Below are 10,826 nucleotides of genomic sequence, written 5' to 3'. Positions count from 1 at the left end.
CACCTCGGCCGCCGGGGCCATGGGCTCCGGCGGCCGAGTCGTCTATTTCAGGTAGTCGTCACATCACATCCAGGGCATGTCGGGATCGAGCGGGTGGGAGATCACCCCGTCGTCGGGCTCGAGGGGATAGTTGACCTGATGGATGACCGCGGAGGCCGGACCGTAGAGGGATGTGCCACCGGGCTCGACCAGGGTGGTGCCGGGTTCGACGAGGGTGACCTGCGGCGGCACGTCCTCGTCGGGGGCGTCGCAGGAGACCATGGGCCATGCATTGGCGCAACCGATACGGTCCCTGACCTCGACCTTGTACGGGGAGAGCCCGGAATCCGGAGAGACGACCTGAGGCGACGTCGACTGCGCGGGTGCGGCGATGGCAGTGGCGCTCTGGCTCAGGAACATTCCGAGTCCGAGGGCGGCGCCCGTTGCGGCTGCTGCGGCGATGCGTGTCTTGGTCGAATTCATGGCGTTGCTCCTGAGTCTGGTGTGGGTGGGTTTCCGTGTCCCTTGTGGACGAACACCAGTCTTCGCCGTTACGGGGCCCCGCCAACTCCCCCCAGAGGGGTGGTCGACCCTCCATCCGGGGGTGGATGTTTGCACCCCCAGGGGTGTTCCCAAAGCTGTGAGTGGGCAGTGACCCGTCGTCGGTGGCGTCAGAGATAGAGGTCGACGAGGGTGCTGACCAGCGACCAGTGCGTGGCCCGGGCCCGCAGGGTCCTCAGCTCGGGGTAGACGATGCGGAAGGTTCGCGCGAGGGCGACGCTCAGCCCGCCGGTGATGTCCGGGAGCCCGGATCGGGTGTCGGTGGCGAGGACGCCGTCGAGCGGCGGGTAGCCGGTCAGTCGCTCGAGGATCGGGCCGACCCGGAGGTGTGGGCCGAGTTCCCGGAACAATCCGATGTTCTCTTGCAGGCCTCTGGTGATCGGCAGGTCGGTGAGTTCGATGACGTCGCGGTGCTGAGCCGCGGCATCCGACTGGGCGACGACGAGCAGGTCGTACAGCTTCCCGGTGACGACGTCGTCGAATCGGTGAAAGTCGTCCCTCACGACGCCGATACTGGCGGCCACCCGGAAGATGTCCTCGAACTGGTCGAACGTCATGAGCGACCCGTGGCTTCCGACCTCCGCACCGTCCATCAGGTGATCATCCTCCCCGATACGCCCCGGCTATGTCATGTTCATTCTTCCGCCGGGATGATCCTGCCGCAGTGACAGAGCTGCCTCGCCCTGGAATCGTGTTGTCCGGCACGAAGTCCTGCGTGGCCGGCAGGCCGGGTTGTGCACGACCACCGACAGCGAGTACAGCCAAGGGTATGAGCCGGTGGGAGCGGCGCGGAACGCGGTGGTGGCCGTTGGTGGTCGCCGCTGTGCTGGTCGTCGTGCTCGCGCTGTGCAGGGTGGTTCCGGTGTGGCCGGGACTGTTGCACCTCGTCGCGCTGCCGCCGCTGGACCAGTTCGCGGACCTGCGACTTCTGCTGGTACGCACCGACTCGTGGCCGCAGTTCCTGGTGTTGCTGGCCGTCGTGTCGGCGGTGCGGATCATGCTGATGGCCTGGCTGCTCGGTGGACTCGACACGAGGCGTATCCGCTTCGCGACAGCGTTCTACGCGACTGCGTTCGGCCCCGTTCTGCTGGCGTCGTGCGCTGACGCGACCGCCTACGCGATGCTGTACTCGCGGGCGTTCTGGCCCGCGGTAGCGCTCGTCGCGGTGCTGGTGTCGATACTCGGGCCGGTGCCGTGGCAGGGCAGTGTCACCCTGCGCGCGGCGATGGGGCGGACGTGGCGCCGCGGCCTGCGAATCGAGGTGATGCTGCCGTACTGCGCGGCGATTCTCGCACTGGGCGCCTTGGCGGACCGCGTGCCGGCCCTCACCGTGATGCTCGTGCCGGCTTCTGCAGCGGTGACGGGGCTGACGGTGTGGGCGATGGGCCGTGCGCCGCTGAGGCGACCCGCCGCGGTACTTGCCGCGGTGCTCGTCGCGTCGACGGTCGTGTCGGTGATCTTCGTTCGGACCCGCGCATACGACGATCCGGAACCCGGACCACGACAGGCTGGTTCGCTGCTCCTCATGTCCGGTATCAACTCGCGTTCGGGTGAGGGGGCGATTTTCCAGGCCGACGTGCAGCGGCTGGGTTACGAATGCGAACAGGTGTACTACTTTTCCTACGCCGGAACCGGTGGTGGGCAGCCCCGACGCGAGTCCACGTGCCCGATCCGAACGGGCGCCCCCTACGAACCGGTCGACACCCAGCGGCCCGTCGAAGAACAGGTCGCCCTGTTCGCCGAGCAGGCGGCGAACCTGCAGCGGCCGTTGACCGTTGCCGCGCATTCCCACGCCGGCTGGATCGCGTGGGAAGCGGTCGCCACGGGTCGGGCACAGGTGGACGTACTGATCCTGGTGGGTGTGTTCCCGGATACCCCGCTCGGATTTCCGCCGCCGCAAGTCGCCCGACCGGGGCGGGTGTTCGGCGACCTGTTGCGCTGGGCGGTGCCCGCGATCGAGTTCGCGTTCTTCCCCTTCGACCCGGACACTCCCGCGGCGCGGCAACTGCTCGGGGACGCGGGCAGCGCACAGGCCGTTCTCGGCGAGAGACTGCCCGAAGAGGTGCGCGTGCTGAGTATCGCGTCGGCCGCCGATCTTCCGTTGATGCCGCACGGTCGGCGCCTGGACGTCGAACGCAACGGCTGCCCGGTCCGCGCCGCGCACTCGTCGCTACCGACCTCCGCCGCCTTCGACGATGAGGTGATCCGGTTCCTGAACCACCGGGATCCTGTTTCCTGCCCGGCATGGCGGGACTGGGGTGCGGGCGTGGTGCAGGCGTTCGGTGTACCCCCGACCGAACGCTGACGAGACTGTGCGGAAGCGGACGGGACGATTTCGCGGACGCCGGAGCATCGGCCGGAGTTAAATGGAATGACGCAGGCGTAAAGGATTTCGGCACAGGGTAAGCCCAACTCAAGGTCCGTCGCCGTCCGCTCCGTTCTCGTTCGCACGGTGCGGGAGGCAGAGCGTCGGGGTGCGCGATGATCGAAGCAGTGACAGGGCTCCTCACGAGGAGAAACGAACCCGCCGATGCTCGATCCGAACCGCCCGCACAACCCGATCACGCCGGCCCTGTCAGTGGTGTGGCACTCGGAAGGCTCCTCGCGGCGGCGATACTGTCACCGGCACAGGCGTCACTGCTCGTTGCCGATGCGCTCGATCAGCTCCAACCGGCGCGCAGCGAAGGGCCGGACCGCAGCCGTATCCGAAACGTGACGGTGTCCGACAGCGGGTATCTCACGATCGAATACGGGCGCGGTGCGGTGTCCGGGCAAGATTTCAACGAGGAGGTTGCCGGGCTGTTCCGAAGCATCGCGACGAACTGTCGCGGTTCGGCCCTGCCCGACCGGTTGCACGAATCGCTGGTCGAAACAACAGATCTCGATGCGCTGCTGCAACGAGTTCGCCTGGCGGTCGAACCCGACGTCGAACCCGACGAGGAGCGGCGGAAACGCTGCCAACTCGCCCGGCTGGTCGCGGCGACCACGGGACGACCGCGCCTTGACGGCCGCACCGTGGAGGAACCGCCCGCCGGTGAGAAGCCGCCGCCGGTGGTCAGCGGTTTCACTCTCGCATCGCCGGGCTGGTTCCCGCCGGTCCGGAATCCGTGGCATCGCAGGAAGAGGCGTCCCTCGCGGCGGCAGGGAGCTCTCGGGCTCGTCGCGATCCTGATACTTTTCGCCGCAGTGTGGATGGCTCCACGGGCGTGGACTGAACTGCAGCGAGGCTGGGACGCCGTCCTGAATCCGGTGAATCCCGAGGAGCAGAATCAGATTCGACCCGTATCGCCGCCACCGGAACCCCCGGCTGATCAGCCCACGCCGGCGACGACCGAGGCCGGACGAGTGCCGCCACCCGTCGACGTCGGTGCGCCCGCCAGCGCCGGGCCGATCACGCTCGTCACGGCCACGCGCGCCAACGGGGAGTGCGGGCCCGGGCAGGCGTGCGAGATCCGGGTCGACGTCCACCTCGATCCGGCGGCGACTGTCGATGCCGTGACGTGGAGGGTGAGCGTGTACGATCGCTGCTCCGGCGAGGTGCGGGCGGGCGGCGAGGTGTCGGAGCGTGTCCAGCCCGGGTCCCAGCAGGTGTACGGCATCGTCCGGACCGATCTTCCGCCGGGGTCCGCGCTCGCCGTCGCGGCGATCACGAGCGCCCCGGCGACGGCCGGGTCGGAGCCACTGCTGATACCCGCCGAGAACGCACGCTGCTGAGCGCCGGGGGCTGCCATGCAGGACGGCAAGCGTGAATCCGACCCGTGGATCGTCGGGGCGGCGATCGTCCTCGTCGTGCTCGGACTCCTGAATCTGACGGCGACCGGGATGACGGGGCACGCTGTCCGACACGCCCTCTTCGCGGCGGTCGGACTCGTGATCATGTGGGTGTTGTCCCGCCTGCGTATCAGTGACCTCCGGGCCTTCGGGTGGGCCCTGTTCGCGGTGGCAACCCTGTTGCTCGCGGCCGTGTCCCTCGCAGGAGTCGCGACGAAGGGCGCGCAGCGCTGGCTGAACTTCGGCGTGTTCACCGTTCAGCCCTCCGAGTTGGCCAAGCTCGCCCTGATTCTGGTACCCGCGGGCATGCTCGCGGGTGGGTTCACCCTCGCGCGATTCGCCGCGACCCTGGCGATTGCAGCGGTGCCGGTGGCACTCGTGGCGGTACAGCCCGACCTGTCGACGGCCGTCGTGCTCGTAGCGACAGCCGGGTTCATGCTCATCCTGGCGCGGGTTCCGTTGCTGCCGCTGGTCCCGTTGTTCGTGATGGGGATCGCGTCGCTACCGCTCGCGGTGCTGTTCCTCCGCCCGTATCAGCTCGAACGGGTGCACGTGTTCCTGTCGAGCAACGCCGACCCGGTAGGCGCGGGGTGGGCCGAGTTGCAGGCGAACATCGCGATCGGCAGTGGCGGCCTGTGGGGTCTGGCGCGAGAACCGCTGTACGACGTGCGGGCACAGTTTCTCCCCGAATCGGAGCACGATCTGGCGTTCGCCAGCCTCGTGTACGGGTGGGGGCTGATCGCCGGCCTGGCCGTCGTGGTGGCGACGTCGGTGATCGTGTGGCGGGCCGCACTCGCCGCGCGGACGGCACGGACCCGGGAGGCTGCACTCGTCGCGGCCGGGATCGGTGGGTTGTTCGGAATCCATGCTCTGGTGTCGATCGGTCAGAGTCTGTCGCTGCTACCCCACACCGGGATGCCGATTCCCCTCTTCAGCTATGGGGGGACGGCCGCGATCGTCGGATTCGCCGCCATCGGACTGGTACTCGCGGTGCGCCGCGACGGCGTCGCACGACCACTGTGGGCCCCCGACCCCCGTCGCCGGCGCCGCCCACGCGGAGTGTCGGCGGGCACGATGACGATGATCGCCGCACTCGTGGCCATGTCGGTGTTCGCCTGGCAGGTGCAGCACGACCGGGGTGCGGAGTATCGGGCGATGAGCGATGCACAGATGATGCGGTGCATCCGCCTGCCTGCCGAACGCGGACTGATCGTCGACCGCAACGGTGTCCCTCTCGTGGTGAACGTCGCCGAGTACGCCGTTGCCGTGGTCGCTCGGATGTTCGAGGACAGCGACGACGACGCCCGCAACCGGCTCGCCGCGCTGCTCGTGAAGTCGCCCGACGAGCTGTCGGACCTGATCGACGCCGGCGGCGACGGTGAAACCCAGGTGGAGGTGGGCAGAGTCGCGCCCGATCAGGCTCGGCGCATCGTGGACGCGCACCTTCCCGGTGTCCTCGTGGTGCCGTCCGGTCGCAGGCAGTACCCGTACGGTGCCGTACTCGCGTCCATCCTCGGACACGTCGGGGTCGCCGATGCCGACGACATGGAACGCTGGCCACACCTCGCGCTCGGATCCCGGGTCGGCAAGGCGGGACTCGAGAAGCAGTACGACGCTCTGCTCCGCGGCAGTGACGGCAAACAGTGCATGTACGTCGACCCATCGGGCAATCCGGTGGCCACCGGCGAGCGCGTCGACCCGGTGCGGGGCCACGATCTGCGTCTGCACCTCGACATCGGTGTGCAGACCCTGGCCACCGATGCGCTCGTGGAGGCGATGCGCACCAGTAAGGGCGACCTCGGCGCCGCGGTCGTGATGGATGCGCGGACCGGAGCCGTGCTCGCGCTCGCCAGCGTCCCGGGCGCCGACAACAATGTCTACGGTCCCCCGGCCGACCTCGTCGCCCTCGCGGCGCAGAGCCAGACCCCGGGCCCGAGTGCGTTGGTCAACAACGCCACCCAGACCGCGGTCCCGCCCGGTTCGACATTCAAGATCGTCGTCGCGTCGGCGGACATGCAGTACCCGGTACTCTCGCCCGACGCGGTGATCGAGACCGGCGCGGCATACACCTACGGTGGCCACACGTTCCGGAACTGGCAGCCGATGGGCCCGAACAATATGCTGCAGGCGATCCAATGGTCCGACAACGTCTACTTCTACAAACTCGGTGAGCTCCTGGGACCGGAGAAGATGGCCGACGTCGCGAGTCAGCTCGGCGCGGGACGGCAGTCCGGGATCGACCTGCCCGGCGAGGCGGAGGGATTCCTCGGCACCCCGGAGAACGTCGGAAGCATCGGGTCCACGTGGTATCCCGGGTCGACGCTGCTGATGGGTATCGGGCAGGGCACGGTCAGCGCAACCCCGATCCAGGTCGCGCGCTGGACGTCCGGGGTCGCCACCGGCGCGATGGTGACTCCTCAGCTGGCCGCGTCGTACGGGCCGGAACTGATCCCCATCCCGACAGAGCCACCACAGCGGCTCGCATTCGCGGATCGTCTCGATCCTGTCCGGGCCGGGATGCGGGCGTCCGCGGCGGCCGGGACCGCCGGGCAACTCGCGGACCTCCCGGTACCGGCCGGCGCCAAGACCGGAACTGCGGAGGATCCGTCGGCGCCGGGGGAGGGACTCAATGCCTGGTTCTCCGCGGTGGCGCCGTTCGACGCCCCCGAGATCGTGGTGACGGCGCTGGTCCGGGGTGGCGGTTCCGGGTCCGCGACTTCCGGCCCCGTGGTCAAGAAGATCCTCGAGCACTACTTCCCGCGACCACCTGCCCCGACGCCGCCCCGGTGATCAGCTGCTGTACGCGGCAACGACCTCGGGATGCACGAGACACGCGGTGGCGCCTTCGGCGACGCAGGTGAGGGGGCGCTCGGCCGTCTTCACCGGGAATCCGAACGCTTCCTCGAGCAGCTGCGAGAGGCCGCGCAGCATCGCCCCGCCGCCGATCACGAGCAGCCCTTCCGACATCACGTCGCCGATCGCCTGGGGCGGAAGGTCTTCGAGGCACTCGGTCAGGGTGCGGACGATTCCGGCTGTGGTCGGCCGCAATGCATCCACGATCTCCTCGGTTTCGAGAGTGACGAACCGTGCCCGGCCGGTGGCGGCGTCACGCCCCTCGACGACGAGTGACTGCCCTTCGTCGGTGTCCGGTGCGCCCAGCTTCGCGCGCTCTGCGGTGAGCTCGCCGACGACGATGTTGTGCTCCGACCGCAGGTAGTGGTACAGCGCGTTGGTCAGTTCGTCCCCGGCGAGTCGGCAACTGCGGTGGGAGAGAATGCCACCGAAACAGATGGCGGTGATTTCCGAAGTGCCGCCACCGATGTCGACGACGAGGTGGGCGCGGGCTTCGAGCGGATTGATTCCGCAGCCGAGGGCACCCGCGACCGGCTCGGGCACCAACCCCACCTTCCGCAGGCCGGCCTCGTGCCCGACCTCGAGCAGAGCCCTGCGCTCGAGCGGGGTGGCGCCGGCAGGCACCGAGATGACGGCCTTGGGCCGCACCCCGTATCGCCTGCCCGGCGACACCCGTTTGACGATCGCCGTCACGAAGGCCCGTGCCGACTCCAGGTCGACTATCACCCCGTCACGCAACGGCCGCACCGGAGTTATCCCGATAGGCGTACGGCCGACGAGACTTCGCGCCTCGGTGCCGATGGCAAGAGCACGGTGCGGTTCCTTCGTCCGAACCAGCATGAACGAAGGCTCGTTCAGTACGATGCCGTCGTCGGGAGTTCCGACGACAGTGTTGGCAGTTCCGAGATCGATACCAAGTCCACCCACGTCGGCCTCCAGAGGGATTCCAGCGAGATGTGCTTGATGTTACGCAGCGGCAGCGTCATTCGGAAGGTATCGCGTGCATTGGAAGAATCCCGGAAAGCGGTCACGACGTCGTCACGCGAAGTCGAACAGTGGTGGAAGCACACCGACCATCAACGCCGCCCACACACCGAACACGGGGAGGTAACGGGTCTGCCAGCGTTCGGTGGACCCGAATTCGCGCCGGCCCCGCAGGAACCCGAGGATGAGAACGGCCGACCACGTCAGATTGACGAGGAGGACCAGGTTCATTCCGAGTGCGGCCACCTTGTTCGGGGTGAAGCCGAATTCCGCGATTCGCGTGAGCATGGCGAACAGCATCAGCAGGTCGACCGCGAGGGCGCTGACGACGAGGACGAGTTGGAGGCGGTCGAACAGGTCGGGCGGTAGGTAGGGGTCGCGGGCGGAAATCGCATACAGCAGCAGGCCCAGGACGACGACCAGGATGAGGTCCATCAGGATCAGCAGGTTCCGGTCGACGTCGACCACGCTGCCCGTCGTCGCGAACGCGACGAGCAGCACCAGCAGCATGAGAGTCGTCAGTGGTGTGAACACCCGCGTGAGGACGGGGGCGATGTTCTCCACGACGTTCTGTTTCGCCTCCACGAGCCATGGGGCGACGATGACCGCACCGGCCGCTCCGAACGGCAGCACCCAGTCCTCGACTACCCACTCGACGCTCAGTCCGAGGGCGTCGAAAGCATTGACCGTCAGGCCGATGAGCACGCCGCCGCCGAGGGCGAGGAGGGTCAGGTAGACCACCCATTCGCCGGTGAATCGAATGAAATCCATCCGCCGCCGGTCCGACCGCCACTGGCCGCCGACGTACGCGACGCCGACCGCGAACCACAACGCGATCGGTGTGTGGATCGCGGCGATCACCTCGGTGGAGCCGTTCGAGACGAACGGGAAGACGTTCAACAGCACCGCCGCCAGCGCGAACGGCACCACCAGTGCCGCGGCCAGTCGGAGCGTCACCTTCCGCTTCCACGCGAAGTATCCGGTGAGGAAGGGGAGAACGAACAGGCTGAGGTTGCGGGCGAGGTCCTGCTCGTCGAGTGTCGCCAAGCCCGCTTTGAGGGCGAGCGCGGCGCCGACCGCGAACCCGAGAACGACGAGCAGTTCACGGGTGGGGCGAGTGCGATCGCCGTCCGGCACGGCGGGCAGCAGGACGAGTTGCTTCCACAGCCGATCGGAGTGCTCCCGCGCGAACTCGCGGGAGATGTCGTCCACGTTGCCCATCCGTTTGACCGCGACGAGGAACGCCTCGTCGGTCTTCAGGCCGGCGGCGGACAGATCCGAAATCTGATCGCGTAGATGGTCTTCCATCTCATCCGTGTCGGCGGCCGATATCGCGTGACGGCGCTCGACGAACCCCCGCCACTGACCGATCTGCGATTCGAGTTCCTTGTCGGTATCCATCACGACCATCCTTCCGCGGGCGCCGGGGGCAGTTGGACGGAGCGCCACACCTGGCTCAGTGCGTCCGCGACCACATCCCACTGGGCGCGCCGTTCTGCCAGCATTTCCCGGCCCTTGTCGGTGATCGTGTAGTGCTTGCGCCGCCGCCCGCTGTCGGAGGCGCCCCACGAGGCCGACACCAATCCCAGCCGTTCGAGCCGATGCAGCAGGGGGTACAACATGCCGTCGGTCCACTGAATCCGTCCGCCGGACAGGTCGTTGACCCGCTTCAGGATGGCGTACCCGTAGGACTCGCCCTCGGCGAGAATCCCGAGCACCAGGGGAGTGGCCGACGCGGCCACCAGATCTTTCTCGATATGCATAGAACCCCTATCCCTAGATCTGCTAGCCATCAAAGTAGCAGATTGCCCGTCGCTCAATTGCCCTCTCGGCGCGGAGCGGAATGAATGCCTCGGTCGACAACCCAGGGTTGACGCTTCGTTAGCGTCAACTTAGAGTTGACGCATGGAGAATTCAACGCCGGCCACCCCGCCCATTCGCCTCGACGACCTCATCGACGCGATCAAGAAGGTGCACTCGGAGGCCCCGCTCGAGCAACTCACCGACGCGGTTCTCGCTGCCGAACACCTCGGCGAACTCGCGGACCACCTCATCGGTCACTTCGTCGACCAGGCCCGCCGCTCGGGTGCGTCGTGGACCGAAATCGGCAAGAGTATGGGAGTCACCAAGCAGGCCGCACAGAAGCGGTTCGTCGCCAAGGACCCCGGGCAGGCCTCCGACCTCGATCCGAATCAGGGATTCAGCCGATTCACTCCCCGCGCACGGCAGGTCGTTGTCGTCGCGCAAAACGAAGCCAGGGCCGCACACAACTCCGAGATCCTGACCCAGCATCTCGTCCTCGGACTCCTGACCGACCCCGACGGGCTCGGCGCCCGGGCGATCGCTGCACAGGGGGTGGATCTGGACACGGTCCGCCACGCCGCGACCGCGACGCTGCCGCCCGCCGTCGAGGATCTACCCGCACTCATCCCTTTCGACGCCCAGTCACGCAAAGCACTCGAACTGACCTTCCGTGAGGCCCTTCGACTGGGGCACAACTACATCGGAACCGAGCACATTCTCCTCGCCCTGCTCGAGGTCGAGGACGGCGTCGGTGTGCTCGCCGGACTGGGTGTCGACAAAGCCGCCGTCGAGGAGAACATCGCCGCCAGTCTCGCCGCCATAGTCGCCGCCCAGAACAAGGAGTGAGCTCGCCCAGAGTGCGGTCGCACGCCAGT

The 10,826-nt window shown here is 67.8% G+C and carries 9 protein-coding genes; 4 read left to right on the top strand and 5 right to left on the bottom strand.

Features of this window, described 5'->3' with window-relative positions; all coding sequences use genetic code 11:
• Positions 1-63 precede the first annotated feature (63 nt).
• Together MLGJGCBP_RS12335 and MLGJGCBP_RS12330 are read right to left on the bottom strand one after the other, a co-directional pair.
• On the bottom strand, positions 64-462 hold the full coding sequence (locus MLGJGCBP_RS12335) for a hypothetical protein (RefSeq protein ID WP_160095886.1): 399 nt from the start codon (positions 460-462) through the stop codon (positions 64-66).
• Positions 463-650: 188 nt separating this feature from the next.
• Positions 651-1,133 (bottom strand): DUF1931 family protein, encoded by a 483-nt coding sequence (locus MLGJGCBP_RS12330; protein WP_087557531.1) that lies wholly within the window; start codon positions 1,131-1,133, stop codon positions 651-653.
• A gap of 176 nt (positions 1,134-1,309) precedes the next feature.
• Between MLGJGCBP_RS12330 and MLGJGCBP_RS12325 the strand changes: the two genes are divergently transcribed.
• The 3 genes from MLGJGCBP_RS12325 to MLGJGCBP_RS12315 all read left to right on the top strand — a co-directional run bounded on the left by MLGJGCBP_RS12325 (position 1,310) and on the right by MLGJGCBP_RS12315 (position 7,101).
• Positions 1,310-2,845, top strand: coding sequence for a hypothetical protein (locus MLGJGCBP_RS12325; protein WP_160095884.1), 1,536 nt, complete (start codon positions 1,310-1,312; stop codon positions 2,843-2,845).
• Between the two features lie 176 nt (positions 2,846-3,021).
• Positions 3,022-4,254 carry a hypothetical protein gene (locus MLGJGCBP_RS12320; RefSeq protein ID WP_160095882.1) on the top strand — a complete coding sequence of 411 codons (1,233 nt, stop codon included), beginning with the start codon at positions 3,022-3,024 and terminating at the stop codon, positions 4,252-4,254.
• 15 nt (positions 4,255-4,269) lie between these two features.
• Positions 4,270-7,101 (top strand): FtsW/RodA/SpoVE family cell cycle protein, encoded by a 2,832-nt coding sequence (locus tag MLGJGCBP_RS12315; protein WP_160095880.1) that lies wholly within the window; start codon positions 4,270-4,272, stop codon positions 7,099-7,101.
• On the opposite strand, the gene MLGJGCBP_RS12310 is transcribed toward MLGJGCBP_RS12315, so the two are convergent.
• From MLGJGCBP_RS12310 to MLGJGCBP_RS12300, 3 genes are all read right to left on the bottom strand, one after another.
• A complete protein-coding gene (locus MLGJGCBP_RS12310; protein WP_087557527.1) occupies positions 7,102-8,091 on the bottom strand; it encodes a rod shape-determining protein in 990 nt (329 codons plus the stop codon). It lies immediately after the preceding gene.
• 111 nt (positions 8,092-8,202) lie between these two features.
• A complete protein-coding gene (locus tag MLGJGCBP_RS12305) occupies positions 8,203-9,549 on the bottom strand; it encodes a permease prefix domain 1-containing protein (protein ID WP_160095878.1) in 1,347 nt (448 codons plus the stop codon).
• On the bottom strand, positions 9,549-9,911 hold the full coding sequence (locus MLGJGCBP_RS12300) for a PadR family transcriptional regulator (RefSeq protein ID WP_087557526.1): 363 nt from the start codon (positions 9,909-9,911) through the stop codon (positions 9,549-9,551). Before MLGJGCBP_RS12300 ends, MLGJGCBP_RS12305 begins: the two co-directional genes overlap by 1 nt.
• 142 nt (positions 9,912-10,053) lie before the next feature.
• Here MLGJGCBP_RS12300 and MLGJGCBP_RS12295 point away from each other — a divergent pair, with 142 nt between their 5' ends.
• Positions 10,054-10,797 carry a Clp protease N-terminal domain-containing protein gene (locus tag MLGJGCBP_RS12295; protein WP_160095876.1) on the top strand — a complete coding sequence of 248 codons (744 nt, stop codon included), beginning with the start codon at positions 10,054-10,056 and terminating at the stop codon, positions 10,795-10,797.
• The last annotated feature ends 29 nt before the right edge of the window (positions 10,798-10,826 follow it).

It is taken from the genome of Rhodococcus sp. T7 (assembly GCF_009872365.1).
Lineage (GTDB): Bacteria > Actinomycetota > Actinomycetes > Mycobacteriales > Mycobacteriaceae > Rhodococcus_F.
Note: the sequence above shows the minus strand (reverse complement) of the source record. Positions and strands in the feature narration are given on the sequence as shown.